Source organism: Brevibacillus sp. FSL K6-6036, from assembly GCF_037964015.1.
Classification (GTDB): Bacteria; Bacillota; Bacilli; order Brevibacillales; family Brevibacillaceae; genus Brevibacillus; species Brevibacillus borstelensis.
On record NZ_CP150173.1, the window covers coordinates 1,442,528 to 1,469,221 of the forward strand.

The 26,694-nt window shown below is 52.1% G+C and carries 23 protein-coding genes; 17 read left to right on the plus strand and 6 right to left on the minus strand.

What is annotated here, in order from left to right; genetic code table 11:
• The first annotated feature begins 96 nt into the window (after window positions 1–96).
• From NST37_RS07285 to NST37_RS07295, 3 genes are all read left to right on the plus strand, one after another.
• Window positions 97–1,272 carry a substrate-binding domain-containing protein gene (locus tag NST37_RS07285; protein ID WP_339186508.1) on the plus strand — a complete coding sequence of 392 codons (1,176 nt, stop codon included), beginning with the start codon at window positions 97–99 and terminating at the stop codon, window positions 1,270–1,272.
• Between the two features lie 205 nt (window positions 1,273–1,477).
• On the plus strand, window positions 1,478–3,358 hold the full coding sequence (gene htpG / locus NST37_RS07290; RefSeq protein WP_003387888.1) for a molecular chaperone HtpG: 1,881 nt from the start codon (window positions 1,478–1,480) through the stop codon (window positions 3,356–3,358).
• Between the two features lie 263 nt (window positions 3,359–3,621).
• Window positions 3,622–5,631, plus strand: a complete 2,010-nt coding sequence (locus NST37_RS07295) for a penicillin-binding transpeptidase domain-containing protein (protein ID WP_339186771.1) — start codon at window positions 3,622–3,624, stop codon at window positions 5,629–5,631.
• A 93-nt stretch (window positions 5,632–5,724) separates the two neighbouring features.
• On the opposite strand, the gene NST37_RS07300 is transcribed toward NST37_RS07295, so the two are convergent.
• Entirely contained in the window at window positions 5,725–6,435 is a 711-nt protein-coding gene (locus NST37_RS07300) for an FHA domain-containing protein (RefSeq protein ID WP_003387887.1), read from the minus strand.
• A gap of 355 nt (window positions 6,436–6,790) precedes the next feature.
• Between NST37_RS07300 and NST37_RS07305 the strand changes: the two genes are divergently transcribed.
• The 3 genes from NST37_RS07305 to NST37_RS07315 all read left to right on the plus strand — a co-directional run bounded on the left by NST37_RS07305 (window position 6,791) and on the right by NST37_RS07315 (window position 9,543).
• On the plus strand, window positions 6,791–8,128 hold the full coding sequence (locus tag NST37_RS07305; RefSeq protein WP_171506641.1) for a glycosyltransferase family 2 protein: 1,338 nt from the start codon (window positions 6,791–6,793) through the stop codon (window positions 8,126–8,128).
• 300 nt (window positions 8,129–8,428) lie between these two features.
• Window positions 8,429–8,821, plus strand: a complete 393-nt coding sequence (locus tag NST37_RS07310) for a hypothetical protein (RefSeq protein ID WP_122958101.1) — start codon at window positions 8,429–8,431, stop codon at window positions 8,819–8,821.
• A 176-nt stretch (window positions 8,822–8,997) separates the two neighbouring features.
• Complete coding sequence (locus NST37_RS07315; RefSeq protein WP_024984432.1) at window positions 8,998–9,543, plus strand: hypothetical protein; 546 nt, start codon at window positions 8,998–9,000, stop codon at window positions 9,541–9,543.
• A gap of 157 nt (window positions 9,544–9,700) precedes the next feature.
• Here NST37_RS07315 and NST37_RS07320 read toward each other — a convergent pair whose 3' ends face one another.
• Window positions 9,701–10,645, minus strand: a complete 945-nt coding sequence (locus NST37_RS07320; protein WP_031932281.1) for a TIGR01777 family oxidoreductase — start codon at window positions 10,643–10,645, stop codon at window positions 9,701–9,703.
• A gap of 151 nt (window positions 10,646–10,796) precedes the next feature.
• On the opposite strand from NST37_RS07320, the gene NST37_RS07325 reads away from it, so the two are divergent.
• A complete protein-coding gene (locus NST37_RS07325) occupies window positions 10,797–11,360 on the plus strand; it encodes a histidine phosphatase family protein (RefSeq protein WP_024984430.1) in 564 nt (187 codons plus the stop codon).
• A gap of 38 nt (window positions 11,361–11,398) precedes the next feature.
• Here the strand turns inward: NST37_RS07325 and NST37_RS07330 are convergent, their stop codons facing one another.
• On the minus strand, window positions 11,399–12,508 hold the full coding sequence (locus tag NST37_RS07330; protein ID WP_031932283.1) for an NADH-dependent flavin oxidoreductase: 1,110 nt from the start codon (window positions 12,506–12,508) through the stop codon (window positions 11,399–11,401).
• A gap of 222 nt (window positions 12,509–12,730) precedes the next feature.
• Between NST37_RS07330 and NST37_RS07335 the strand changes: the two genes are divergently transcribed.
• Window positions 12,731–13,954 (plus strand): RtcB family protein, encoded by a 1,224-nt coding sequence (locus tag NST37_RS07335; protein WP_327926891.1) that lies wholly within the window; start codon window positions 12,731–12,733, stop codon window positions 13,952–13,954.
• Window positions 13,955–14,216: 262 nt separating this feature from the next.
• Here NST37_RS07335 and NST37_RS07340 read toward each other — a convergent pair whose 3' ends face one another.
• A complete protein-coding gene (locus NST37_RS07340) occupies window positions 14,217–14,879 on the minus strand; it encodes a YHYH domain-containing protein (protein ID WP_024984427.1) in 663 nt (220 codons plus the stop codon).
• Between the two features lie 185 nt (window positions 14,880–15,064).
• Between NST37_RS07340 and NST37_RS07345 the strand changes: the two genes are divergently transcribed.
• Window positions 15,065–15,259 (plus strand): hypothetical protein, encoded by a 195-nt coding sequence (locus tag NST37_RS07345; RefSeq protein WP_003387876.1) that lies wholly within the window; start codon window positions 15,065–15,067, stop codon window positions 15,257–15,259.
• 89 nt (window positions 15,260–15,348) lie between these two features.
• Window positions 15,349–15,768, plus strand: coding sequence for an NUDIX hydrolase (locus tag NST37_RS07350; protein WP_003387875.1), 420 nt, complete (start codon window positions 15,349–15,351; stop codon window positions 15,766–15,768).
• A 168-nt stretch (window positions 15,769–15,936) separates the two neighbouring features.
• On the opposite strand, the gene NST37_RS07355 is transcribed toward NST37_RS07350, so the two are convergent.
• Window positions 15,937–17,919 (minus strand): methyl-accepting chemotaxis protein, encoded by a 1,983-nt coding sequence (locus tag NST37_RS07355; protein ID WP_003387874.1) that lies wholly within the window; start codon window positions 17,917–17,919, stop codon window positions 15,937–15,939.
• A gap of 208 nt (window positions 17,920–18,127) precedes the next feature.
• Window positions 18,128–19,027 (minus strand): SDR family oxidoreductase, encoded by a 900-nt coding sequence (locus tag NST37_RS07360; protein ID WP_339186513.1) that lies wholly within the window; start codon window positions 19,025–19,027, stop codon window positions 18,128–18,130.
• Between the two features lie 143 nt (window positions 19,028–19,170).
• Between NST37_RS07360 and NST37_RS07365 the strand changes: the two genes are divergently transcribed.
• The 7 genes from NST37_RS07365 (at window position 19,171) to NST37_RS07395 (ending at window position 26,239) form a co-directional block, all read left to right on the plus strand.
• Window positions 19,171–19,470, plus strand: a complete 300-nt coding sequence (locus tag NST37_RS07365) for a zinc ribbon domain-containing protein (RefSeq protein ID WP_003387872.1) — start codon at window positions 19,171–19,173, stop codon at window positions 19,468–19,470.
• Between the two features lie 112 nt (window positions 19,471–19,582).
• Window positions 19,583–19,828 carry a hypothetical protein gene (locus NST37_RS07370; protein ID WP_003387871.1) on the plus strand — a complete coding sequence of 82 codons (246 nt, stop codon included), beginning with the start codon at window positions 19,583–19,585 and terminating at the stop codon, window positions 19,826–19,828.
• A complete protein-coding gene (locus tag NST37_RS07375) occupies window positions 19,825–20,268 on the plus strand; it encodes a hypothetical protein (protein ID WP_003387870.1) in 444 nt (147 codons plus the stop codon). The genes NST37_RS07370 and NST37_RS07375 overlap by 4 nt, the downstream gene beginning before the upstream one ends.
• Window positions 20,269–20,293: 25 nt before the next feature.
• Window positions 20,294–20,431 carry a hypothetical protein gene (locus NST37_RS07380; protein ID WP_339167601.1) on the plus strand — a complete coding sequence of 46 codons (138 nt, stop codon included), beginning with the start codon at window positions 20,294–20,296 and terminating at the stop codon, window positions 20,429–20,431.
• Window positions 20,432–20,690: 259 nt separating this feature from the next.
• Complete coding sequence (gene helD, locus NST37_RS07385) at window positions 20,691–23,108, plus strand: RNA polymerase recycling motor HelD (protein WP_339186515.1); 2,418 nt, start codon at window positions 20,691–20,693, stop codon at window positions 23,106–23,108.
• 41 nt (window positions 23,109–23,149) lie between these two features.
• Complete coding sequence (hrpB, locus tag NST37_RS07390; RefSeq protein WP_031932289.1) at window positions 23,150–25,708, plus strand: ATP-dependent helicase HrpB; 2,559 nt, start codon at window positions 23,150–23,152, stop codon at window positions 25,706–25,708.
• Window positions 25,709–26,050: 342 nt separating this feature from the next.
• A complete protein-coding gene (locus NST37_RS07395) occupies window positions 26,051–26,239 on the plus strand; it encodes a hypothetical protein (protein WP_024984421.1) in 189 nt (62 codons plus the stop codon).
• The last annotated feature ends 455 nt before the right edge of the window (window positions 26,240–26,694 follow it).

Genomic DNA, 26,694 nt, shown 5'->3' on the forward strand with positions numbered 1-26,694 from the left:
AGCCCTTGGGAAACCAGGGGTTTTTGATTTGTTCCTTTTGCCATTCTTTTACATTCGCTTATAATGGGCAGTAGAGAAAAGAGCAAGGGGGCAGACATGTACAATCTTATCGGGAAAATCATTGGCTGCATCGTGATCATCGCTGGCCTGCTGTTTTTCGGTTTCATGGCGATGTTGTTTACAACGCTGCAAGGCGGAGTAAAATTTTATACGCCGCTTTCGGCAGTAGTAACGGCTGTGCTCATTCTGTTCGTTATTTTGCGAATGTTCACTCCAATCAAGCCGCGTATCCTTTATCGATCGCTGGCGGTCTGTTTTGGCCTGTGTCTCTTGGCCGTGGCAGTCTATGAGATCAACTACGCCTACCATAACAGTATCGAAACCGTTGGCGAGCAGGATGTAGATTTGGAGCAGTACCGCCCGTTTCAGCCATATACGAAAGCGGCAAAGCTGGAGGAGCCCTCGACCCTCAAGCTGGAATCCGGGCTGCCCAGAATTGACGGAGCGACAGCGTTTTATCCTTTATATGCCGCCTTTGTGCAGGCGGTTTATCCAGAGAAGCAGTACGATCTGTACGATGGCGAAGTGATGGTCAGCAAGACTCCGCAGGCATACGAAAATTTGATCGTAGGCAACGCAGATGTCATCTTTGCCTTTGCTCCCTCCGAATCGCAATTGGAGGAAGCCAAAAGGAAAGGCAAAGAGCTGAAGCTCACGCCGATTGGTCGGGAAGCCTTCGTCTTTTTCGTCAACGCGGAAAATCCCGTGAAAGGGCTGACGACCGGGCAAATCCAGGATATTTACTCGGGAAAGATCACCAACTGGAAGGAGGTCGGCGGCCCCAATGAAGCGATTCGCGCCTTCCAGCGGCCGGAGAACAGCGGAAGCCAAAGCATGCTGCAGAGGTTCATGGGAGACAAGGAGCTGATGACCCCTCCCCAGGAGGATGTGGTCCAAGGGATGGGGAGAATTATCGAGCAGACGGCGAACTACCGGAACTACAAGAACGCCATCGGCTATTCATTCCTCTATTTCGCGACCGAGATGGCAAGCAACGGCAATATTCGCCTGCTTGAGGTGGACGGAGTAAAGCCGGAGAAAAGCACGATCAGCAGCAAGGAGTATCCGTTGACTGCCGAGTTCTACGCTGTGACAGCGGGCAGAGACAATCCGAACGTATCCAGGCTGATCGAGTGGATCCTGTCGCCCCAAGGACAGTGGCTGGTGGAAAAGACCGGCTATGTGCCGATAGCGGATCCGGCTGTTCGATAGGCAAGCTGCAGGACCGGCCGCCAAGACTGGATTTGGATTGATAGGCGTGATACGAGCGTTCTGTCACTAAACCTCGTTGACACAAAAAGGGAGTATTGCTATAAAAAATAGTGGATAGCACTCAAGGCCAAAGAGTGCTAAAAAAGATTCGCTATCGCGATCGCTACATCGATGAACCAAGTTTCCGGGGAAGGGAGAATGTCCAATGGAAAAGAAGCAATTTCAGGCGGAATCCAAGCGGCTCTTGGAAATGATGATCAATTCCATTTACACGCAAAAAGAGATTTTTTTGCGCGAGCTGATTTCCAACGCGAGTGACGCGATCGACAAGATTTACTACAAAGCGCTGACTGACGAGAGCCTGGTCTTTGACAAAGACAGCTACTATATCAAGGTCATTGCCGACAAGAAAAACAGAACCTTGACCATCCGTGATACCGGTATCGGCATGACGAAGGAAGAGCTGGAAAATCACCTCGGCGTCATCGCCAAGAGCGGCTCTTTGGCGTTCAAAAAAGAGAACGAAACGAAAGACGGCCATGCGATCATCGGCCAATTCGGCGTCGGCTTTTATTCCGCATTTATGGTGGCGGATGTCGTGACGGTGATCAGCAAAGCGCTGAACGGCGACGGCGCATACAAGTGGGAGTCTTCCGGAGCGGACGGCTATACGATTGAGCCGTGCGAAAAGGAAACGGTCGGTACAGACGTCATCCTGAAGATCAAAGAAAACACGGAGGAAGAGAGCTTCGACGAGTTTTTGGAGGAGTACCGCCTGCGGGCGATCATCAAAAAATACTCCGACTTTATCCGTTATCCGATCAAGATGGATGTGACCGGAAGAAGACTGAAGGAAGGCAGCGACAACGAGTACGAGGAGTACCAGGAAGAACAGCGGATCAACAGCATGGTTCCGATCTGGAGAAAAAACAAGAGCGAGCTGACGGATGAAGACTACGAGAACTTCTACGCGGAAAAGCATTACGGCTTCGACAAGCCGCTCGCGCATGTCCATATCAACGCGGATGGCGCGGTGTCCTATCAGGCCATCCTGTTTATCCCGGAGAGCATTCCTTTCGACTATTACACCAGAGAATATGAAAAAGGCCTCGAACTGTATGCCAATGGCGTATTGATCATGAACAAATGCGCTGATCTGCTCCCGGACCATTTCAGCTTTGTCAAAGGAATGGTAGATTCGGAAAGCTTGTCTCTCAATATTTCCAGGGAGATGCTGCAGCATGACCGGCAGTTGAAGCTGATCGCGAAAAACATCGCCAGCAAAATCAAAAGCCAGCTGCAAAGTCTGCTGAAAAATGAAAGAGAAAAGTACGAGCAATTCTATAAATCGTTCGGCAGACAATTGAAATTCGGCGTTTACAGCGATTTTGGAAGCCATAAGGATGTCCTGCAAGATTTGCTCATGTTCTATTCGTCCAAGGAGAAAAAGCTGGTTACGCTCGATGAATATGTGGCGAGAATGCCGGAAGAACAGAAATACATCTACTACGCCTCCGGGGAATCGAATGAACGGCTTGAAAAGCTCCCGCAAACAGAGCTGGTGGCCGAAAAAGGCTATGAAATTTTGTATTTCACCGACGACATCGACGAGTTCGCCATCAAGATGCTGCAAAAGTATAAAGACAAGGAATTCCGTTCCGTATCGAGCGGCGACCTGGGCATCGAAGCGGATGATAGCCAAAGCGCCGACGAAGCCGAGAACAGCGAGAACAAAGAACTGTTCGACTATATGACCAGCCTGTTGGCGGGCAAAGTGAAAAAAGTAAAAGCATCCAAGAGATTGAAGAGTCACCCTGTCTGTTTGTCGACAGAAGGGGAAGTGACGATCGAAATGGAAAAAATCTTGAACGCCATGCCGAACAACCCCAATGTGAAGGCGGACAAAGTGCTGGAAATCAACGTTCAGCATGACGTGTTCCAATCGTTGAAAGACGCCTATGAAAAAGACAAGGAGAAGCTGAATCTGTATACGGCTCTCTTGTACAATCAAGCCCTTTTGATCGAAGGCCTGCCAGTTGAAGATCCGGTTGAATTTACAAATGATATTTGCAAAATCATGGTTTGATGAACGTGACGCAAAACGCTTGGGGTTCTGAAGTGGCCTCAAGCGTTTTTTCGTTTTCCCATTATCATTTTGTTATCATTGTTCATCTATTGATCGGGAATGCGCCCTGACCTATGATGTAGCTGTCGCGACGAAGGAGGAGCGCATGTACGGCCAGTAGACCGGCCGGCCAATGTCGGCCCTCTTCTGAGCGATCAGGAAAGGAATGCTATCATCATTCAATAAAGCAGGGTGAATGGACAGTGAAAAAACAGGTATGGACGATGGCTGCCTTCTTCTTCATCTTGGCTCTGGTTGGATGCAGCAAGCAGGAAGAAAACCCCGAGGATGTCGCGCAGGCGTATCTTTCCGACTGGCAGCAGCATTTTTCAGAGATGTACGAACAATTGACGCCCGAGGCAAAAGCCGGGATGACTGCCGAACAATTCGCGCAGCGCTACGAGAAAATCTATGACGGGATCGAAGCAAAGAACCTTTCGATCGAGAAGATCTCCGTGGAGCAGCAGCCCGCTGGCAAAGACGAGGCGGAAAAAGCGGAAATGACCGTCCCTTATCACGTCAAAATGGACACGGTTGCCGGTCCGCTGGATTTCGACCATCAACTAAAGCTCAAAAAGACCGAGCTCGACAAGGAAACAAAGTGGCTGATCGAGTGGGAGCCCTCGCTTATTTTCCCGCAAATGGAAAAGGGAGATAAGGTGCGGGTGCAGACCATTAAAGCGGAGCGCGGCGAGATACTGGACAGACACGGAAACGGCTTGGCGCTAAACGGAGCAGCTCTGCAGCTTGGCATCATTCCGGGGAAGCTGGGGGAGTCCGCGGAAAAGAATAAAGCGGAACTGGCTGAGAAGCTGGGCATCAGCGTGGAGGAGATCGACAAAAAGCTGAGCGCTTCCTGGGTCAAGCCTGATTTATTTGTTCCCATCGCGTTTGTGGGGGAAGAAACCGCAGCGGAATACAGAAATGTCCCTTGGGTGAGTTTCCAGGATAAAAAACTGCGTGTCTATCCGTATGGCGAGGCTGCAGCGCACCTGACCGGATATATAGGCGAGATGAGTGCCGAGGAACTGAAGCGGCACAAGGATCGAGGCTATCGCATCGGCGATCAAATCGGAAAAGCCGGCTTGGAACAAGTATTCGAAGACCGATTGAGAGGAAAAAACGGAGCGGTTATCGCCGTTGCCGATGAAAAAGGCAAGCAAAAAGCGGTGATTGCCGAAACGAAGGCTGTTCCGGGGGAAACGATCATGCTGACCATCGATGCAAGCCTGCAGCAGGCCATCTACGACGAGGTAAAGCAGGAGTCGGCATCTGTCGCGGCTATTCAGCCGAAGACGGGCGAAATTCTTGCTTTGTCGAGCAGCCCGTCATACGATCCGAATGCGTTCATACGCGGATTGTCCAGCCGTCAATACGAGCAGTGGCAGAACGATCCCCGGAATCCTTTTTTGAACCGGTTTTCAAAGGGGTATTCGCCCGGCTCCTCATTTAAAGTCGTCACGGCTGCGATCGGTCTGGATATAAATGCCATTGATCCCGGCGAAGAGAAACAAATCTCCGGGCTGACGTGGGCCAAAGACGGTTCGTGGGGCAACTATTTCGTCACGCGCGTCCATGCGGCGAAATCCGTCAATCTGCTGAAGTCTCTCATTTATTCGGACAACATATACTTCGCGCAGGCAGCACTGCAGATCGGTGCCGAAGCATTTGAAAAAGAGAGCGCCAAGTTCGGAATAGGCGAAGCATTGCCCATTCCCTATCCGTTTAGCAAGTCGCAGCTTTCGAACAGCGGCATCCAGAACGAAATTCTGCTTGCGGATACCGGCTACGGGCAGGGGGAAGTAAAGATGACCACGCTTCACGTCGCATTGGTTTATTCGGCACTCGTGAACGAAGGCAATATCCCTCGCCCCCTGCTGCTGGAAGATGGCAAGACAAAAGAGCCGGGCATCTGGAAGGAGCAAGCCATGACTCCCGAGACAGCGGCGCTATTGAGAAAAGACCTCATTCAAGCGGTCAGCAGCCCCGATGGAGTGGGACACGGCGCATATATTCCGGGGAAATCCATCGCCGGCAAGACCGGGACGGCAGAATTGAAACAGAGCAAAGACGCGGACGGCCAAGAAAACGGATGGTTTGTCGGATTTGATGCCGATGCTCCGGAGCTGCTGTTGTCCATGATGGTCGAAGATGTGAAAGGACGCGGAGGGAGCAGTGTCGTCACGAAGAAGGTCAAGCGTATCTTTCAGCAGGTGTTGAAGAATGCGTCGTAAAGCACAATTGTCGGGCAAGGGAAAGACTCGAACGTCAACAAGCAAGGACCGGTGAAGTGCACCGGTCCTTTGATGATGTCAAGCAGCAGCTATTTAGCAACGGGAATGGGCTGGCGCCTGCGATTCTGTCTGTTGTGGCGGCAACAGCTTCAATATGTAACCTTTGCCTCTGATATTTTCAATAGTGACGGCGTGATTCGTTTTTTTGCGGATTCGGTAGAGAAGAGAATTGATTTCCTCCGAGCTGACGGAGGGAAGCAACGGGTCTGCCGGCCGCTCCGGCCATACATAGCGAATGATTTCGTCTTTGCCGACAAATTGCCGTTCCTTGCGCAACAAAAGCTCCAGACATCTGTATTCCTTTTCGGAAAAGTGAAAGCTGCGGCCATGAATCCAAATGATCTGTCTCACAGGGTCCTCCTCCAGAGGGGTACTGCCTTGCAGGAACAAGGGTTTAAAGTCCAATGTCTCTTCCAGATTTACCGGAGAAAAAACAAGAGCAACCATCCCCCTTGCAAATGAAATGCTGTCGGAGGCTGCGAGAATCGTCGGCACAAAGGGCATCAGCCGCTGCCCATTGACTTCTGTTCCATGCTTGCTGTCCAAATCCATAATATAGTAGTGATCGTTTTCAAAGGAAATCGATGCCTGTTTTCGAGAGACGTAGACGTTGTCAAATGCGATATCCGGTTCCCATGACCCATCTTTTCTTCCCAATAAGGTGCTGGATTGCAGAAGCCGAAAGGTTGATCCCCCGTCAAAAGGAAATCCGCGGATGACAACCAATTGTGACGGCAAACTCACAATGGATAACCTCCTTCTGATGATCAATGGATTTGCTTGTAAAAGTTATATTCTTTCATAGTACGACAGATCGTGATAGAATGTTTCATTGAGTTTTGTGAATCGGTATCCAATCGATTATGAAAGACGCCAGCATTCGCCTCCGCCCTGAGGCGGCTTTTTTGCTTCCGGACACTTTGGCCACAGCAGCCAACGTGGTTGCTATTCTTTGGTTGCATTTCCAAAAGGCTATCATGTAGCCCTTGCAATGCCATGAGGTATGCTGGTTATGTGTGCTGCCTTTCACAATCTTAGTCAAACATCACGGGAGCCTGTGGGGTTTCCGTGGCAGGGGGTCCTAGCTTTGCAGTCCAACATGAATTGCCCCAAACAACCATTAAATCGTGCGGCCTCCTCCAGATATATTTCGGTAAAGATGAAATTTTGGATCAGTCAATTGATTGCCGTTTCCTGGATGACCCTTTCAATTGTCCTGTCTTTGCCATGGGTCCATGATCTGGAGCAGTACATACCTTCGTTCGTCGCCATTGCCGTGATTGCGGGCATCTCTTACATACCGGGATATATGAATGCATTTATGATTGCCAGTCTGCTTGTGGATCGTCAACCGACCTTCAAGACGCTCGCTCCGAAAGAAGACATTACGATTGTGATCGCCTGCCGGAACGAGGAAAAAGGGATCGGAGAAACGCTCAACCAGATCGCCAAACAAGACCACGAGGGCAAGATAGACGTCATCGTAGTAGACAACGGCTCCATCGACCGAACGGCTGAAGTAGCGAAAGAGCTCGGCAAGCAGCTCGGCTTGGACATTCTGGTTGTTGAAGAGACCAGAGCCGGAAAGCATCACGCGCTGAACCGGGCCCTTCCTTTGGTGACGACCCGGTATGTCGTGACACTAGACGCCGATACGCTTCTGCATCCCCAAGCGATCCGCTATATCGTTGCCCGCATGCTGTCTGCGCCCGCAGATGTCAGTGCTGTGGCCGGAGCGGTGCTCGTTCGCAACAGCCGCGACAATTTCCTTTCAAAAATCCAGGAATGGGATTACTTTTTGGGTATTGCCAGCATCAAAAGATTACAAGGTTTATACCAAGGGACGCTTGTAGCACAGGGGGCCTTTTCCCTCTACGAAACGGATGCGATCCGAAATATCGGCGGGTGGCCGGATGCGATCGGAGAAGATATTGTGTTGACCTGGCGTTTGCTTGGCACCAACCAAAGAGTCTTCTTTGAACCGCTGGCCGTGGCTTTTACCGATGTTCCCACCACCTTCAAGCACTTTTTCAGACAGCGCAGCCGTTGGGCCAGAGGAATGATCGAGGCGTTGAAAGTGATAAAGCCGTGGCAGCAGCCGATTATGTTTGCCCGGTTCTTGACCGGCTACAACCTGCTCATGCCCTATCTCGATTTCGTGTACACGTTTTGCTGGCTTCCCGGCTTGGTCGCGGCCTTCTTTGGGCACTACTGGATTGTCGGACCGATTACCCTCCTCGTCCTGCCGTTGGCGCTTTTGCAAAATATGATTTTGTACCGCTACCAGAAATACGTCTTTCGCACTCTGGATCTGAAGATCAGACGGAACCGCTGGGGCTTTGTTGCATTTGTGCTTTGCTACCAGATGATCATGAGCCCGGTGTCTGTTTGCGGATATTTTCAGGAGTGTCTAAAGCTTGGCCGGGTCTGGAAATAGGTTTTTTTCCATTGAACAAAGCGAGTTTTTAAAGAAGAGAATCCGTTTTTCGACCTCACTTCTCGGTGAGGTTTTTTCTTTGCGAAAGTTAACTCTATTTCCACCTTTTGTTATAATCAATTCAACTCCTGACCACCCTTTTGAGGTTCCTTTGAAGCTTTTTGCCATTTTCAGACGTGTGCCTCTCCCGGCACACGTTGCGGCGCTGTATGGGGAGATCGGACCACATGCTGCTTGAAGGATTGGTGAAATGCTAGGAGCAAGGAAAAAAAGCCATTTCTTGATCACGGAGGCACACATATGGCGCAGCATTTTATCGCAAGCATTCCGGCCAGCTTTCTGTTTGTTTTTGGAGCCGCACTTTTCTATTTTCAAGATCGGTTCATGGTGTTGCCGCTGGCGATGTTTACTTTCCCAAGGGTACTTTTCCTGGGAATTCCCATGGCTATTGCGATTGACTGGTTGTTGAAGCCTATCGGCAATACGAAGCCTGTCAAGCGTTTTTTCATAGAAAGCCTGCTTTATGTAATCGCAGGTGTAGCCGCTACAGGGATTCTGTTTCTGATAGTGACGGGAAGATTTGTGCCATTTTCTTTCAAGTTCTATCTTTTGGGAGCATCTGCTTCGTATGTATACTTTTTGTGTCTATCGTTTGTCCGCTTAAAAGGTAGCAAAGCATCCTGTTCTAGCTAGATTTATAAAAGCGATGTTTGTCAGGAACAGTGAATAACAGGAGCAGGGTGTGCCAAGAAGAACGCATGTCGGGTGCTATATCCTTAAAGGAAACTTGCTGCTATCATTCTATGTTTATATCTTCTAACTTATGCGAGCCGCTCTCTCAATTTTTGATCAGGGAAGCCGGAGAACCTGTGAAGAATACTATCGGAAGAAGAATCTTTGACAGGGAAGTGAAGCGTATCAGAAAAACAGTCATTTTCTTGCTCGGCGTCGCTGCTGTCATGGTCATGTTTGTTTTCGGCCTGGGCAAAGAGAATCCGAAAGCAACGATAAAAGTAACAGTAAGCCATTTATCGAAAGAAGAGCAGGATGCGGCATCTGTCCCGGAAGCCAACAAAAAAGACCTCAGAAAACTTGAGGTCAGCGTACGGATCGATGACTCGAAAAGTGCAACGGACAGAAAGATCGAGCTTCCGTATCTGTCGACAGTAATCAAACAGTTCGACCAGTCGCGGGTGATTTCCACGAGTTCATTTGAACAAAACAATGTTGGCTCGGAGCCTTTTGCGATCTCGGAACAATCCGTCATCTTCGATGCGAGAGGATTGGATGAGGAGGCGATTCGGCGCATGTTTGAAACGTCATATGCGGTTGTAAGCTGGACATCAAAGGACAACGCAAAGACATACGACAGGTTCTCCATCGGAAATTTGCTGCATGTCCAGCAGGAACCGTAAATCCGATGCAACCAGGCGGAAGCTGCAAAAATGGTGATTTGAATGCATCAAAAAATAGCAGCTTGTTTTCCGCAAAAATAGCAGCTCTCTCTCTTCAAAATACTGACTCGCCTGCTGCATGGACAGGGGGCAAACGATAGCGTCTCGTGCCGCACGATCAGCGGAAAAAGGAGAAAGCGCCATGTTCGTTCGTCTCGATAATATCCCGCAATGCCTCTTCCAAATCGGTAAACCTGAATGAAAATCCCGCATCGAGCAGCTTTTTGGGGACGCAATTCCTCCCGGTCAAGGCAAGGCTGGGCTCTGTTCTCATGACCAGGTAGGCACCGAGCCATACCAATGGGGCCGGAGCAGGAGGAGCCCATCCCTTGTTCATGACCTTCCGCAATGTCTGCATGAATTCGCGGTTGGTCACAGGGGTGGGGCCGGTTGCGTTGTAGGTTCCCTGCAGCTGTTCGTTTTGGATCGCGGCGAAAATCATCTCGTTCAGATCATCGACGTGCAGCCAGCTAATGTATTGGTCGCCCGAGCCGACGGTGCCGCCGAGGTTGTATGTTACGAGGTTCATGAGCGGCTCTAGGGCGCCCCCGTTTTTCCCCAAGGCGAAGCCGATCCGCAGCAAAACTTTTCTCGTTTTTGGAAGCTCCACCGCAAAGAAGGCCTCCTCCCACCGTTTGCAAACCTCCACGGAAAAGCCTTCCCCGTGTGGAGCTTCTTCGTCGCAAAGCTGGCGGGTATCTCCAAAAATCGCAAGGGAGCCCGCCTGGACAAATACGGGAGGCGGATTTTTGCATGCCAGTATCGCATCTGTCAGTGCTTTGACAGAGGAAAGTCTGGACTGGATAATTTCCGCTTTATTTTTCTTGGTGTAGATACAATTGACGCTTTTTCCGGCAAAATTGACAACAGCTCGGCTGCCCTCGAGCTCGGCCGCCCATTCGCCGACTGCAGCCCCGTCCCAGGCAACGTACCTGGCATGCGGATTGTTTCCGGAGGCACTGCGTGAGAGGATGACAGCTTCATAGCCTTTTTCTGATAGAAAGGAAGCGAACGCGTTCCCCAAAAAGCCGGAGCCGCCAGCGAGAATGATTTTATTGCTCACAGAATTCACCCTTCCATGGGTTGCGTTTTTGATCGGATATAACGCGAAGCGTCGTAACAGTTGTACATAGTTGAGTATACCAAAAATTGGATAGATGCGGGGGCAGAGGCTCATCTCCCTCCGTTTTTGGGTTTTGGAGGGGAGACGAGCAGTGAAGATTGGATTGGTAAGGCATTTTAAAGTGAAAAAAGATAATCCGGGAATGGCGTTGCTGAGCCAGAAGGAAGTGATGCAATGGTTTGCGGAATACGACGAGGCCGATGTCAAGACGGGGGAAGTAGACTTGGGGGGAATTTCCTGGACGAGATGCTACGCCAGCGATCTGCCGCGAGCAGTCAAAACGGCCGAGACCATCTACGACGGGGAGAATATCCGGACGGCAGCATTGAGAGAGATACCGATCTACCCGGTTTTTCGCGGGGAAGCCAAAATGCCCTTCTGGTGCTGGGCTTTCATACTCCGCGTGGCGTGGCTGTTGAATCATCCGTCCCAGCTTGAGGGAAAAAAAGCTGTGCAAGCGCGGATTTCAACGCTTTTGGACGATACCCTCTTAAAGGGCGGGGAAGATGTGCTGATCGTCGGTCACGCAGCTTTCATGCTGTTCATGCGAAAAGAGCTGGTGAACAGAGGCTTTAGAGGTCCGGCGCTGCGGACAATCGCCAATGGACGCCTGTATGTGTTTGAAAAAGCGGAGGGATCAGAGATTGGCCTCTGATCCCTTGTAATGGTATTGCGGAAAAATGCGAACGCCGCTCATTCCACCGGAAACCAACCGGGTACACCGGCGATCATTCTCCAGAGGGAATCAGGTATGGCCAACCTGGCCTGATCATCCTTGGCAATCGTCGTCTTGATCTCGTCTTCTCGTCCATCGGCGATTTTTTCGATCCAGTCCGGCTCCATGATCAGTTCTCGGCCAAGGGCAATCAGCGGTATTCCTGTTTGCAAAGCACGAACGGCATCCTGTGCGGTGCGAATGGCACCTACACCCATGACGGGAACCAGATGGCCGACACGCTCATGGATGATCTGGATGCGCGGACGGTCATCGTCGATCCCGCGCCTGGGGACTGACCAGAAATCGTTGAGAGAAATGTGCAGGTAATCGAGCGGCTTTGCAGCCAGAGCCTCGGCAAAGGGCAATGTGTCCGCCATTGTAATACCGGGTGTTTCCGCTTCCTCGGGGGAGAGCCGGTATCCGATGATGAAAGGCTCTTTGGCGTACTGGCGGACGACCCGATGGACTTCGTCTACGACCGCCAGCGGAAACGCCATTCGCTTTTCCAGCGTTCCGCCCCAGCGGTCCTTGCGCCTGTTGGAATGCGGCGAAAAGAACTGTTGAATCAGAAAGCCGTTCGCCCCGTGGATTTCCACTCCGTCAAATCCTGCCTCGATCGCCCGTCTCGTCGCTTCTCCGAAGGTGCGGATGATCTCGACAATCTCTTCCTCGCGCAATTCGCGCGGGACTACGGCCCCTTCTTTTTCCATGGGGACAGCGCTTGCGCTGACGACATCGCCATTGGAGGCAGGGCACTGCCGGCCACCGTGGACAATTTGCAGAATGGCTTTGGGGCCGTGCTCCTTGATCGTGGAAGCAAGCCGGGCTAGTCCGGGAATCATTTCATCGCGATCGGCTGCTGCTGAACCGGGGAACCCGCCTTGAGCGCTGACAGTCGTGGATGCAGTGATCACCATGCCGACTCCGCGAGAACGGCGGCTGTAGTAGCTCAAATCATCGTCGGAAACGGAGCCATCCGCGTTGGCGGCGGAAATGGTCATCGGTGCCATGCTGATCCGGTTCTTCAGCTCTACGCCGCAAGGAAGAACAAAAGGTTCGAAAATCGGTTGGAATCTATCGTTCATAGCATATATCTCCTTATCTGGATGATTCGATTATCGGTCTGTTCCTAGCAGTCTTAGTTATGATTATAACGGGGCTTCACTGACAGGGATTGTCAGTAAAGAGAACAAGCCCAGACTTTGCCACCAAGAAAAAGAAAAGAAACTGTTGTATAATACTGGATACTATCCCAAAACAGACAATTCATAAATGATAAGTAAAGAAAAAAGGAGAAAAACGAAATCATGTACCAAACCATTGACAATGTAAGAGTGTGGGGGACCCCACTTGAAAATGCGGTATCGCAGGCCGTGACCTGCTCCAAATACGGCAATGTCGTCCAAGTATTGCTCATGGCGGACCACCACAAAGGGTACTCGCAGCCTGTCGGAGGCGTTGTCGTCTACGACGGACAAATCTCTCCTTCCGGCGTCGGGTACGACATCGCCTGCGGAAACAAGGCCGTCCGTACCGACCTCCGCTATGAGGAAATCAAGACGAAAATCCCGCAAATCATGGATGAGATCGCCAAAACCATTTCCTTTGGAATCGGGCGGGTCAACAACGAGAAGGTCGATCACGATCTATTCGAAGAGGAAGATTGGTACGTGTACAAGCAGATCGGCAAACACGAGCACGACTCCCTGAAGGCTTTGGCCAAAAGCCAGCTCGGTACCGTGGGAAGCGGGAACCATTTCGTCGATCTGTTCGTGGAGGAAGCGACGGGAATGGTGTGGATCGCCAACCATTTCGGCAGTCGCGGGTTTGGACACAAGACCGCCAGCGGATTTTTGAATCTGGCGAATGGGCGAAAGTTTTCGGACAAGGCACCGGGCGAGAGCATGGATCAGCCGCCGACGCTGCTCGATTTGGACAGCGAGCTGGGCGAGATGTATTTCAAGGCGATGACGCTTGCGGGCAAATACGCGTATGCAGGCCGTGACTATGTGATCGATCAGGTTTTAGGCATTCTCGGTGCGGAAACAACTTTCGAGGTTCATAACCATCACAATTTCGCCTGGAAGGAAATGCATGACGGCAAAGAGTACGTGGTCGTCAGAAAAGGGGCGACGCCATCAGCGCCGGGTCAGCTTGGCTTTATCGGGGGCAGCATGGGTGATTTGTCCGTCATCGTGAAAGGAAAGGATACACAGGAAAACAAGGAGGCCTTTTACAGCACAGTGCACGGAGCAGGTAGAATCATGAGCCGTACCGAGGCGGCCGGCAGGATGAATTGGAAAACGCGCAAGCGCAGCGGCGGCAAAATTACCGTGGAGCAGATGAAGCGGGCGATCAGCGAGTTTGGCGTGGAGCTTCGCGGAGCGGGAACGGATGAGAGTCCGTTCGTATACAAAAAGCTGTCCGAGGTACTGCGGGCCCATGAGGAGACGGTAGAGGTTTTGCATGTATTGAAGCCCATCGGTGTTTGCATGGCGGGTGCGGATGAGTTTGATCCGTATAAGGATTGAGTGTTCGTAAGTGTAAAGCGTTGTAAAGCATCGGACTTAGGGGGAGCTGTAGGGCTGTCCCTCCTTTTACATTTGCAGCAATATGTAAGGAAGACGGCTGATCACGGCCCAAGGAGCCAATTGAAAAAGGGAAAAGAGCAAATTTTGTGAGAGCAAGGAAAGCAGAGGATGCAAAGGGGGATGGGACACCTGTTGAGCCGGGGAAAACGCGGGTTTGTGTCCGCGGCTTATCAAGGTGTCCCAAGCAGGACGCTCTAGCGCGTTACCAAGCTACGGTACCGGAGAGAAATCCTTTTATCGCGTTTCCTTGACTATCCGTTGTCGAAATATAATACCATTCCCCGCTTTTCCCCAACGCCTGCACCGTAGTGTTTTTCGTCAGCGACCCGTTGGCGCTTCCAGAGGCAGAAGGAATGGCAAAGACGTAAGCCTTGTCCACTTGCACGGTAACATTCTTCGGCTGAATCGATTCGTACTGGGTGATGACGGTTTTCGGAATGTAACCGATGCGTCCGTCGGCAAAATGATAAGTAATCCATCCTTCAACCGTCCCATGATCCTGGGCTATAGTTCCGTACTCTACCTGACCGATCATATAATCATCATGCTGAACAGGTTGAATGTAAACCATTGCTGATTTGACGGCGATGATTGGTATGATGACAGGGGCAGGTGCTGATGACTGTTGCGGAGCAGGCTTCGGGGTCGACTTTGGAGATGGTGGGCTGCTCTTGCCAGATGAGCTTGAGCTCGACCCTCCGCTATTGTGGTAATGATACTCTCCGTATCGGAGTCCCCACTTTTCACAGTTGGTTCGACAGGTGTGGCCTCCATTCGCATCCGTTCTGCCCGGATGGGCAAATGAAGCCGGAAGAATCGAGAACGCCAAGACTAGTAAAAGAAGAAAGATGATTCCCTTTTTCAAAGAATATACCCTCCTTTTTCCATTTCTTCTATTATAATAGATTGCCTGTGCTTTTTGGGGAAAGTTAGCGAAAATCCGATTATTGTTCGAGAAAGGGGCAGGGCCGACCCAATCTATGCTATGCTTATCTCGTGTAAACCATTTCCAGTGAAGGTCGCCCCAACATAAAAAGGAGGATGATTGAGATGGAAACGACGGCCACACCATGCCCCAAATGCTATGCAACGGAATGGGGAAAGGGAAAGCAAAGCGGGTATGCCTCCATAGCCCCCATGAACAAAATCTTTTCTACCAATTCTGCTGTGATCCATATCATTTGTACGAGCTGCGGATACATTCTGGAAAGCTATGTGGAAAAGCCGGCCAAGTTCCAGGAGTAGCACATGAAGCGGCTAATCAAAAAAGCCTCGCCAGGACCATGCCAAAGACCGAAAGCCAACATTTCTATCATATACCGGAGGGCTAATCATTGAAGAGAGTAGATGTCGCATATACGCTGTTATTTGACGAACAAAAAAATCAGGTGCTCTTGGTCTTCAATAAACGAGGAAGCTGGAGTCTGCCGGGAGGAGCAGTAGAGGCAGGGGAGACTTTGCGGGAAGCCGCCATCCGTGAAGCGCGGGAAGAGACCGGTTACGAGGTGAACGTGTCCAGAATCGTTGCCGTCAATGAAGCGTATATCGGAGATGAGCACGTCCACTTTATTACGTTTCGCGGCGAAATTCTTCAGCGCCCTGAGACGATTCCTTACGATTCTGAGATTTTGGAAGTCAAATGGGTGGATCTGGCTGAGGCGGATCGTTTGCTGCCTTACCATCCTGATGGTGTCTCCGCCCTGCTCCGTGGAGCAGGAGCTGACTATGTGATTCAAGGGGAACCGCAAGAGTAATCGAGCCAGGAACGATTGATTGTCGAAAAAGGTAAGCTTAACGCAATTGAATTGGCTCATCAGTCCGTGGATTTCGGCTAAGCCGTAAGCGTTTGAGAAAAAAGGGACATCCCCACCAGTGGAGATATCCCTTTCTTTTGTTGGTATGCATGAGCTTGTTGTGTTTCGCTACAGCTTGAACCGTCCGACGAGAGTCTGCAGACGGTCTGCCATCTGAGACAAGGACGTAGCGGAGGAGGCAATCTCCTCGATCGAAGCGAGCTGCTCTTCGGAAGCAGCCGAGGCTTCTTGCGTACGGGAAGCGGCTATTTCCGCCGAGCTGGTGATCGTTTTCATGGCAGACACCAATTGCTCGGCCGCGTCGGCTATTTGCTGCATGGCGCCGGTTACTTCCTGCATGCTTTGATCGACGGTCTGGACGGATTGTTCGATGTGGGCAAAGGAACGCCCCGCCTTGCTGACAGCGGCTAGCCCTTCTTCTACACCTGACGTTGTTTGGGCCATGGACTGCAGAGCTTGACTCGTCTCATCCATGACGGCGGCGATCAAGCGGGAGATTTGGGTGGCTGATTGGGCCGACTGCTCTGCCAGCTTCCGTACTTCATCTGCCACGACAGCAAAACCTCGTCCTTGTTCTCCTGCCCTCGCGGCTTCAATGGCGGCGTTGAGAGCCAGCAGGTTGGTCTGCTCGGCAATTCCGGTGATGACATCGAGAATGCTACCGATCTCCTGGGAGCGATCGCCGAGCCCTTGGATGACGTCTGCCAAATTGCGAACGGCAGAATGAATGTCATTCATCTTCTGCTCCGCATCCTGGATAACCGCTTCCCCGCTGCAAGCCTGCTCCGAAGCTTCTGCAGTAAGCGAAGAGACCCGCTCCGTGTTCTCTGAGACCAGATGAACGCGCTCTGACAAACGGGCAATGGTGGCGGACGCCTGTTCAACGCTTTGCGCCTGCTTGTCTACCCCGGATGCGACATCCTGCATGGTCAGGGAAATTTGCTCCGTCGCACCGCTCGTCTGACCGGCACTTGCCGTCAGTTGCTCCGCCGCCGCGGCTACTTGTTCGGAGCTGCTCGCTACCTCCTGCAAAAGCTCGCGCAGAGTATCCTGCATATGTTGGATCGTCTGTCCGAGCCGGCCGAATTCATCCCGAGTCTGAATGTGTACATTCTCCGTCAGGTCCCCCTGGCTGATTTTTTCGGCGACCTGCATCATCTTGTTCAAAGGAATCGTGATCGATCGGATAATCGCATAGACGAGGATGGCTCCCAGCGCGATCGAGAGGGCCATGACGAGCAGGGTACGGTACCAGATCGGCTGAACTGCTTGCTCGATCTCATGGGTATACATAATTCCTGCGATCTTCCAGCCTGTAAGAGAATTGGTTGCAAACAAGATGTCTGCAGCTTGTCCTTCGATAGTTGTACTGAAGAATCCTGTCGCTTGCTTTTGCAGCGCTGTGACCCAGGAATTGTCCGCTTCCGAACCGCTTTTTTCCGTCGGATGGACGATGTATTTCCCCGTTTGATCGATTAGAGTCGCATAGCCTTCATCTCCGATGCGAATCTCGGAGGTGAGCTTTTTCAAATTGTCGAGATCCAGATCAACGGCCACCACACCTGAGCCGTCCCGCAGACTTTGTGTAATCGTCACAACCATATCGCCCGTAGTAGCAGCGATGTAGGGAGCGGTGATCACCGCTTTTCCTTTTTGGGCCATTGCTTGCTGATACCAAGGTCTTGTGCGCGGATCGTAGCCGTCCGGCAGTTTTTTGCGGGGGGACTGAATCATGGAGCCGCTGTCCGTTCCCACATAGACGCTCACTAATTCAGGATGGAGGCTGTGGTACTGATCCAACCGGCTTCTGACCAGAGGACTGTCGTCTCCCGCAAAATCCTGCTTGTTGATGTGCGCAGAGAAATAATCCACATCACTTATTTTGGGGGAGATGGTATCGTGGATGAGGAGACTGAGCAGCTCCACGTCCTTTTGGGCACCGCGGAGAACCTCCTGCTCCATGTTTTGCTTGGCGCTTTGAAAGGAAAATCCGCCGATAGCCAGGCTTGGTATGATGAGAAGGAGGGCGAAGGATAGAATCAGCTTTGAGCGGACCGAAAATCCTCTGCGGTTTTTCATGGTGTCTGACATGCATGATTTCCCCTTTTGAGAACGAATTTTATATATAACAGATAAAAATCAACTAAATTAAAATAGCATAGCTTGGCAAACTTGGAAATGTATCGTGTCACTTTCTTTCTTTTCAGCTTATTCACTATCGTCAAACATAAAAACCTGCCCGTTTATCCTTCGATTCGGGCAGGTTCGAAAAAGCGGTGGGAGCAAAAGACTTTTTCTCTTACGATGAAGTGATCGTCCCTCCGTTTACGTGGAGGACTTGGCCGCTGACGTAGCTGGAATCGTCGGAAGCAAGATAGACGTAAGCCGGCGCCAGTTCAAACGGCTGGCCGGCCCGTTTCATCGGAGTGTCCAGGCCAAAGGACATGACTTGTTCTGCCGAAAAGCTGGAGGGAATCAGCGGTGTCCAGATCGGACCGGGGGCAACGGCGTTTACCCGGATGCCTTCACTGACCAATGACAACGAGAGGGAGCGGGTAAACGACACGATCGCACCTTTGGTCGAGGAGTAATCGATCAGCTCCTTTTGACCTTCATAGGCAGTGACCGAGGTCGTATTGATGATCGCACTTCCACGCTTCATGCAAGGCAGGGCTGCCTTCGTCATGTAAAAGAAAGAGAAAAGATTGGTGCGGAACGTGTTGTCCAATTGCTCGTCGGAGATGTCGAGAATGCTATTTTGCGGATACTGAACAGCGCAGTTATTGACAAGGATGTCAAGCCGGCTGAATGTTTCGATGGTCTGGCCGATGACATCACGGGAAGTCCCCGGGTGACGCAGGTCTCCCGCGATGGACAGACAACGTCTGCCAAGCTCCTCGACACGCCGTTTTGTTTCGGCCGCATCCTCGTGCTCGTAAAGATAGGCAATGACAACATCCGCACCCTCTTTGGCAAAGGCGATGGCAACGGCCCGTCCGATACCGCTGTCTCCTCCGGTAATGACGGCTACCTTGTCCCGCAGTTTGCCTGATCCGATGTAGCCCGGGTTTTCGGCTATCGGCAAGGGAACCATCAAATACTCCAGACCAGGCTGACGCTCCTGGTGCTGAGGCGGAAATGCAATCGGCTTGGTCTCGCATTCGGTACGGAAGGAGTAATAGGGGTACATGGGAAACATGCGCATTCCTCCATTAGGCGTTTACCTTGACAATGTATTCCTGCCGGTGAGGGGTGTGCAGACGGAAATGTCTTTGGACAGAAGAAACGGTTTGCTTTTTGAAACGTCAATCACATAGAGGAAAGACGGGAGGAGAAAGTCCGATGCGGCAGCAATGTCACATTTGCAATGAATGGCTCGACCATAATCTTCAATGCAGTTGTACCCGGAAAACGGGGAATAGCCACTACAACAAGGACGACAGGCAATCCGGCTGCCCCAAATGCGGGGGTACATCCGCAACGGTCACGGAAATGTCCGCGACGGGAGGGACGCTGTCACGGGTGCTGAATATGCAGTACCAGCGCTTCGATGTGGTGAGCTGCAACGGCTGCGGCTACAGCGAGTTTTACCGCAAGGATGCGTCGCTTCCCCGGGATGTTCTCGACTTGTTTTTCGGCTAGGAACAGCAGGAGAACTCCGGTGGCGAATGGCGGCATTTTTTCAAACCTGTTAGACGAGGGGCGAAATGCGATTGACCTGATTCAAAATTAGCAGAATCGCGAGGAGATAAGGATGACGTTAGGCGGCTTCAAAAGCGGATTTCACGCGCAAAAGGTACCGCGCTCCGAGGCAAAATGGGAGCAGTTTTTAATCTGCAACCACGATTGTCCCGACATTATTCAGCTAGTTTCACATGTATCGGGAGAGGTTGAATTCGAGCTTTGCCTGATAGAAGCGGCACGGATGGGGAAGGTGCTGCTGGAGGCTGCGGGCGTTACTTGCGAAAATGCGAGCAGAACAGAGGAGAAGCACACATGAGGCTCATCCGAATGTCGCTCTGGATCGTTTTGGCAGGGTTTTTGGCAATCGTACTGTACCAATGGGTTTTCGGTTTCCAGAATCACATCGAGCTGACAATCCAAAACAAGAGTGGAGGCGTGGTGGAGGGAGCAGAGCTTCGCTTTTTTGACGGGGTGATCAGCGTTCCCAAGCTGGAGCCGGGGACATCCTTTCAAGCTGTCATCGACATCAGAGACAAGACTGGTGAGAGCAGCATTTCTTTTCACTATGCCGGCGAGAGTCAATTGCCTCCGAGCGGCGACAGCTCTACTCCTGCCGGGGAAGACAAAGGGATTACGCTGGCAGGGTACATAGAAGGCGGACAAAACAAGCTGTACAGGGGAAAGATCAAATTGACTCTCCTCCCCGATCGGCAGTCGGAGGTATCTGTAAAAAAACCGCTTCTGTCCATTCTGTAAAGGACCAAAGCATGCAGGAGGGTTCATGATGTGGATGGAGTGGGATCAACTTTTCAATCCCAAAACGTTCGATATGAAAGAGGAGCACTACATGGTAACGGATGGCGGGGAAAATGGACCGGGACCGCAATCATTTTTGGGACAAAAGAGCGAGACGTGTTGAAAATCATGTATGGATAAGCCCAGCTTGGGGGCAGCTTATATGGGCATAAAAAAACGGAGCCGCACGTTGCGTCTCCGTTTTGGTCGTTTCAAGTAAAAGTGGGAAATTGAAATCATAGCACTCCTGTGTTACAATGAGGAGTGATTGCACCTCGATATCAGAACAACAAAATATTATCCCAATAATATCTTATCACATGGAATCCCTTTTGTCAAACCCATCTTGGCAAAGAAAAAAGGAGCAGGAAAGGGGAACGCGCATGAGCATGTCGGACCAGAGCAGACACGAAGATCAAGGAAGACTGGAAGATCAGGTCAAAGGGCAGGAGGATCGAAAAGAAGCAGAGGACCGACAGGAAGAACAGAAGCGGGTGGAGCAGGTTGTAGGCGTGATCTCCCGGCGCATTGAATCTCTTGAACAGCATGTAAGCGATGTAAAGGAAGATATTGTCCACATCCGCAAGAACTTTTGGGAGGATGTGACCGTCAACTTCGACGATGCTATCGAAGCAGTCGAGACGTATGCCAGCATCAAGCAGCAGGCTGAGGTTCTCTCCGAGCGGGAGCGGCTGCACCTGCATGCGAGCAATCAGTTGAAAACGCTGGTTCGTTTGCAAAAATCTCCGTACTTTGGCCGCATTGATTTCCGCGAAGACGGGGAGAAGACTGCGGAAAGGATTTACCTCGGGATCGGCTCGCTTCTCGATGAAAATGAAGTGGAGTTTCTCGTGTACGATTGGCGTGCCCCTGTTTCCAGCCTGTACTACGACTATTCCCCAGGCCCGGCGCAATACGAAACGCCAAGCGGTCTGATCAGCGGCACCATGGAGCTGAAGCGGCAATATATCATCCGCGACGGCGTGCTTTGCTCGATGTTCGACACCGGCGTGACGATTGGCGACGAGCTGTTGCAGGAGGTGCTGGGCAAACAGGCCGACGGTCAGATGAAAAGCATCGTCGCCACCATCCAGAAGGAGCAGAACAAAATTATCCGCAACACAAGCAAACGGCTCCTGATCGTCCAGGGAGCAGCCGGAAGCGGGAAGACGTCTGCAGCGCTGCAGCGCGTCGCATATCTGCTCTACCGCTATCGGGGAACGCTCCGGTCCGAGCAGATCGTCCTGTTTTCCCCGAACCCGATGTTTAACAGCTACATTTCTACCGTTCTGCCCGAGCTGGGCGAGGAAAACATGCAGCAGACCACCTTTCAGGAATACGTGGAACACAGACTCGGCGATTGGTTCACGGTAGAAGATCCGTTCTCCCAGATGGAGTACATCTACACGGCAATGAACGAACCCGGATACAACGCCCGTGCGGAGGGAATCCGCTACAAGGCTGGCGGTGAATGGCTCCGGGTGATCGATGCATACGTCGAATCGCTCCGAAATGTAGGAATGTGCTTCCGGGACGTGAAATTCCGCGGGCGTACGCTGATTTCCGCGGACGCGATCAAAGAGCGATTTTACGAGATGGATTCTTCACTGCGCATCCCTAACCGGATGAGGCTGCTGGCGGAATGGCTCTTAAGTGAGCTGAAACGGCTCGGGAAAAAGGAAATAAACCGTGCCTGGGTGGATGAAGCCATTGAGCTATTGGATCGCGATGATTATCAGCGGGTGTACCAAGAGCTGAGAGGCAAGAAACAGTTTTCGGGAGAGACGTTCAACGATTTTGACCGGGAACGGGAGCTGCTCGCAGTGAAGGTCGTGCAGGAGCATTTTGCCCCGCTTCGCAGGGAAGTCAAGCAGCTGCGCTTCATCGATCTTGCGGCGCTGTACCGGCAGTTGTTTGAAGATCCGCAGCTCGTGCAATCGCTCACAGGCTCTCTGGAGCTTCCCGGGCACTGGCCGGAGATTTGCTCGCAGACTATGGCGTGCCTGGATGGCGGGAATCTGTTCTGGGAAGACGCCACTCCCTTTTTATATTTGAAGGAAAGGGTGGAAGGCTTTCAAACGAATACAGCAGTTCGGCATGTGTTCGTCGATGAAGCCCAGGACTACTCCCCGTTCCAGTTTGCCTTTATGAAACGGCTGTTTCCCCATGCCAAATTGACTGTGCTGGGTGATTTGAATCAGGCGATCTATGCCCATTCGACGAGCGGCCAGGATTTTGCCGGGCTTGCGACACTGTACGGCGAGGAACATACCGAGAAAATCATCCTGACCCGGAGCTATCGCTCTACGAGGCCCATCGTCCAGTTTACCAGTGCCATGCTTCGCGGCGACCATGCGATCGAACCGTTTAACCGCGACGGGAAAAAGCCGACACTGACGAGGGTGTCGGATCAGCAGGATTTGGCAGAAAAAGTCGCAGCCCGGATTGGCGAAATGACGGCAGCAGGTCATCGCACTATTGCCGTCATCTGCAAAACGGCTAAGGAGAGCCGGGAAGCGTATGAAGCGCTGCGCGAAAAGGTACCGGTTCGGCTGATTGACAAAGAAACCGTCTCTTTTGAAGAAGGCTTTCACATCATCCCGGCCTACCTCGCCAAAGGGGTAGAATTTGACGGCGTTATCATTTACAATGCTTCCCGGGCGCAATACGGCCGGGAAAGGGAGAGAAAGCTCTTTTACACGGCTTGCACCCGCGCCATGCACGAGCTGCATCTGTATTGTCTGGGTGAAAAGAGTCCGTTTTTGGCGGACGCTCCGGTAGATGCTTATGTTGAAGTGTAAAGAAGAGAGAAGGTTTGTTCGCAATCGGATGAGGTGATGAGATGAAGACACTGCCGATCGACTCGATCATGCCCAGCTTGCTGGAGACATTTCGCTCTCATGCCAGCGCGGTGCTGATCGCTTCACCCGGTGCAGGGAAAACCACGCGTGTGCCGCTGGCGTTTCTCGACGAGCCCTGGCTCGCAGGACGCCGGATTTTGATGCTGGAGCCTCGCCGGCTTGCCGCCCGCATGGCTGCCCGGTACATGGCAGCTTCCCGGGGAGAACGAGTGGGGGAGACAGTGGGGTATCGGGTCAGGATGGATAGCCGCGTAGGCCCGAAAACGCGGATCGAAGTCATTACCGAAGGGATACTGACACGCATGCTGCAGTCTGATCCGGCCTTGGAAGACGTGGGGATGGTCATTTTTGACGAGTATCATGAACGAAGTCTTCAGGCCGATCTGGGCCTAGCCCTTTGCCTTCAGTCCCGTGAGTTGCTGCGGGATGACCTGCGGATATTGGTCATGTCCGCAACGCTGGAGGCAGAGCCTGTGTCCGCCTTGCTGGACGGTGCTCCGATCCTGAGGAGCGAGGGGCGTTCTTTTCCTGTGGAAACCCATTATTTGGATACCCGCTGGGAAGGGCCGCTCGAACAAAAAGTGGTTCATACCATCCAGCATGCGCTAAAGCAGGAAGAAGGGGATATCCTGACGTTCCTGCCGGGAGCAGGAGAGATTCGCAGAGTGGAAGCCAGGCTGAAAGAGCTGGAGCTGGGCGGACAGGAGAACGCAGGCAAGCGTATTCGAATAGAACCGTTGTACGGAAATATGCCCTCGGCGGCACAGGATCGGGCGATTGCGCCGTGCCCGCCTGGTGAGCGGAAAATCGTGCTGGCTACGTCGATTGCGGAGACCAGTCTGACGGTGGAAGGTGTCAGGACGGTCATCGACAGCGGACTGATGCGAGTCCCGCGCTTTTCGCCGCGCACCGGACTGACCAAACTCGAGACCGTACGGGTGGCGAGGGCGTCGGCGGATCAGCGTCGGGGACGTGCGGGCAGGCTTGGACCGGGCACCTGTTACCGCTTGTGGACAAAGGAAGAGGAACGGCAATTGGAAGCGGCACGGACGCCGGAAATCAAGGAGGCGGATCTGACGGCGCTTGCGCTGGAATTGGCAGTCTGGGGCGTAGCCGATCCGTCTGAGCTCTCGTGGCTGGATATTCCTCCCGCTGCGGCATTCAGGCAGGCCCGCCAGCTTCTTGCCAGATTGGGGGCACTCGATGAGTCGGGGGCGGTGACCCCGCACGGCAAAAGAATGGCGGAAACGGGATTGCCTCCAAGACTGGCCCATATGATCCTCGTCGCAATCCCGCTTGGTCTGGGCGGGCTGGCTTGCGAGCTGGCCGCTTTGCTCGGCGAGCGGGATGTGCTTCGTGGCTTGCGGGCAGGCGAGGATGTCGATATCCGGACACGGGTTGAAGCGCTGCGTTTTGTTCAGGATGCAGGGTCAGATCAGGTGGAGGAATATGCGGGAATATCTCTCAATCGCTCGCTCTGCCGAAGCGTATGGGCCGAAGCGGAGCATTGGAAACATTCGTTTGGCATACAGCAGGAGGCTTCAGACACGGCAGCGTGCGGACTGCTGCTTGCGTATGCCTTTCCGGACCGGATCGCCCAGCGCAGGGAAAATGGCCGTTTTCTGCTGCAAAACGGGAGAGGTGCGGTTTTTACGAAAATACAGTCTCTCGCGAACGCCCCTTATCTGGTGGCAGCCGAATTGGATGACCAGGGAAGTGAAAGCACGATTTACTTGGCAGCGCCGATTGACGCGGAGCAGCTGGAAAAGTATTTTGCTGACCAGATGGAAAACGAGGCCCTCGTCTATTGGGAGGCAGGCCAGCAAAGCGTGAGGGCGCGAGTCCGCAAGCGCCTGGGAGCCATTGTGATTCAGGAAGCCCCTTTGCTAGAGACCGACCCGGAAGATATATTGTATGCGCTTCTCTCCGGTATCTCATCGGAAGGATTGGAGCTGTTGCCCTGGACGAAACAAGCCCGGCAGTTGCAGCAGCGTCTGCAATTCATGCACCGGCAGGAACAGGGGCAAAGTCAAGGGCAAGGAAAGTGGCCGGATGTATCGGACGAGGCGCTAAGGGAAACGCTTCCCGACTGGCTGGGCCCCCATTTGCACGGGATGAAAAAAGGTGCGGATCTGCAGCGCCTCTCCCTCGCAGATATCCTGCTTGGAATGATCTCGTGGGAGCAGAGAAGAGAGCTCGACAAAGAAGCGCCTACGCATATCGGCGTGCCCAGCGGCTCACGGATTCCGGTTGATTACAGCGACCCGGATGCGCCGGTCCTCTCTGTCCGGCTGCAGGAAATGTTCGGGTTGATGCAAACCCCTCGCATCTGCTACGGGCGTGTTCCGCTGACGCTGCACCTCCTGTCTCCGGCACATCGGCCGGTCCAGGTGACCAGAGACTTGGCAAGCTTTTGGCAGAATGCCTATTTTGATGTGAAAAAAGATTTAAAAGGGCGCTACCCCAAGCATTACTGGCCGGACGATCCCCTGGAAGCGATGCCGACGAGCAAGGTGCGGCCAAAACCGTCCGCGAAATGAACATTTGCCAGAGGCTGTTCTCCAAGCGTCAACAATTGCTTGGGGAACAGCCTCTTTTATGCGCTGTCTTTCACCCCCTGAAAGGGTATCCAGCAGCCGCCTGAGCGTTATGTAGTCCCGTCCGGCATCGCCAAGACGTTAAAGTACCGATTGAATCTTGGAATGCAGTCGGACAGTCCAACTCACCCGCAAGTGTCCCACCGAACCGCCTGCGTTTTTCTCCTTGTTCATCTTCTCCCCTAAAGCTCGAACCAAGGGTCATTTCAAATAAATCTTTCAGCCAATTTTTGGACATGCTATGTTCATGAGATGAGCACTATCAAGATGAGGTGTTTGACAGGAATGGCAAAAAATATTTCCTTCCATGCGACCTGGAGCGAGGCGTACCGGATGGCCCAATCGCTGCGAAACAGCAAGCTGCGGTATTCGGTCAGACAGACTCCCGGAAAAAGCAATCTGGCTTTCTTCTTTCCCGAGGTGAGTATCAGCCAGTACGTCTACCTCTGCATTTTATTTGGCACTCACCGGTAAGCAAACAAGCATTCAAAAGAGAGGGCTGTCCAGCGTTAACAAGGACTTCATGACGCATGGCACCCTCTATTTTCATCGTACAGACATTAAGCGGAGCATGGCAAAAGCCAGATGCGATGGAAGCTCCCTGCCTGGCAGAAATGCCGGCGACTCACGGAGAGAATGCCGAAAGCCTTTCTTAGCTTAAAAAATATGGTGAATGGCGAATTTTGTTTGCAGCACCGCTATAAAAATAGCATCTCAAGCAGGTAATGGATTACAAATGATTAAGAAAATCAGAGGAAGCGGATTTGGTTCAGCATGCGTGAATACTGTGATTCTGCAAGGTGAATGGCTCCTTTGTTTGCTGAACTTTTTTCCTAACACTTCGCACATTTGCCATTTTCTATCGTAAATTCAAAAGACGACACTTTTCGATATTCAAATTACATAGTACAATCTGTATAAGCGAACTT

Bases quoted from the DNA above. Each gene is read 5' to 3' on its own strand.
- NST37_RS07305 (WP_171506641.1), top strand. From the start codon at position 6,791: ATGAATTGCCCCAAACAACCATTAAATCGTGCGGCCTCCTCCAGATAT.
- NST37_RS07345 (WP_003387876.1), top strand. From the start codon at position 15,065: ATGGAAACGACGGCCACACCATGCCCCAAATGCTATGCAACGGAATGG.
- NST37_RS07355 (WP_003387874.1), bottom strand. From the start codon at position 17,919: ATGTCAGACACCATGAAAAACCGCAGAGGATTTTCGGTCCGCTCAAAG.
- NST37_RS07360 (WP_339186513.1), bottom strand. From the start codon at position 19,027: ATGTTTCCCATGTACCCCTATTACTCCTTCCGTACCGAATGCGAGACC.
- NST37_RS07330 (WP_031932283.1), bottom strand. From the start codon at position 12,508: ATGAACGATAGATTCCAACCGATTTTCGAACCTTTTGTTCTTCCTTGC.
- helD (WP_339186515.1), top strand. From the start codon at position 20,691: ATGAGCATGTCGGACCAGAGCAGACACGAAGATCAAGGAAGACTGGAA.
- NST37_RS07365 (WP_003387872.1), top strand. From the start codon at position 19,171: ATGCGGCAGCAATGTCACATTTGCAATGAATGGCTCGACCATAATCTT.
- NST37_RS07370 (WP_003387871.1), top strand. From the start codon at position 19,583: ATGACGTTAGGCGGCTTCAAAAGCGGATTTCACGCGCAAAAGGTACCG.
- htpG (WP_003387888.1), top strand. From the start codon at position 1,478: ATGGAAAAGAAGCAATTTCAGGCGGAATCCAAGCGGCTCTTGGAAATG.
- NST37_RS07395 (WP_024984421.1), top strand. From the start codon at position 26,051: ATGGCAAAAAATATTTCCTTCCATGCGACCTGGAGCGAGGCGTACCGG.
- NST37_RS07295 (WP_339186771.1), top strand. From the start codon at position 3,622: ATGGCTGCCTTCTTCTTCATCTTGGCTCTGGTTGGATGCAGCAAGCAG.
- NST37_RS07310 (WP_122958101.1), top strand. From the start codon at position 8,429: ATGGCGCAGCATTTTATCGCAAGCATTCCGGCCAGCTTTCTGTTTGTT.
- NST37_RS07375 (WP_003387870.1), top strand. From the start codon at position 19,825: ATGAGGCTCATCCGAATGTCGCTCTGGATCGTTTTGGCAGGGTTTTTG.
- NST37_RS07335 (WP_327926891.1), top strand. From the start codon at position 12,731: ATGTACCAAACCATTGACAATGTAAGAGTGTGGGGGACCCCACTTGAA.
- NST37_RS07285 (WP_339186508.1), top strand. From the start codon at position 97: ATGTACAATCTTATCGGGAAAATCATTGGCTGCATCGTGATCATCGCT.
- NST37_RS07380 (WP_339167601.1), top strand. From the start codon at position 20,294: ATGATGTGGATGGAGTGGGATCAACTTTTCAATCCCAAAACGTTCGAT.
- hrpB (WP_031932289.1), top strand. From the start codon at position 23,150: ATGAAGACACTGCCGATCGACTCGATCATGCCCAGCTTGCTGGAGACA.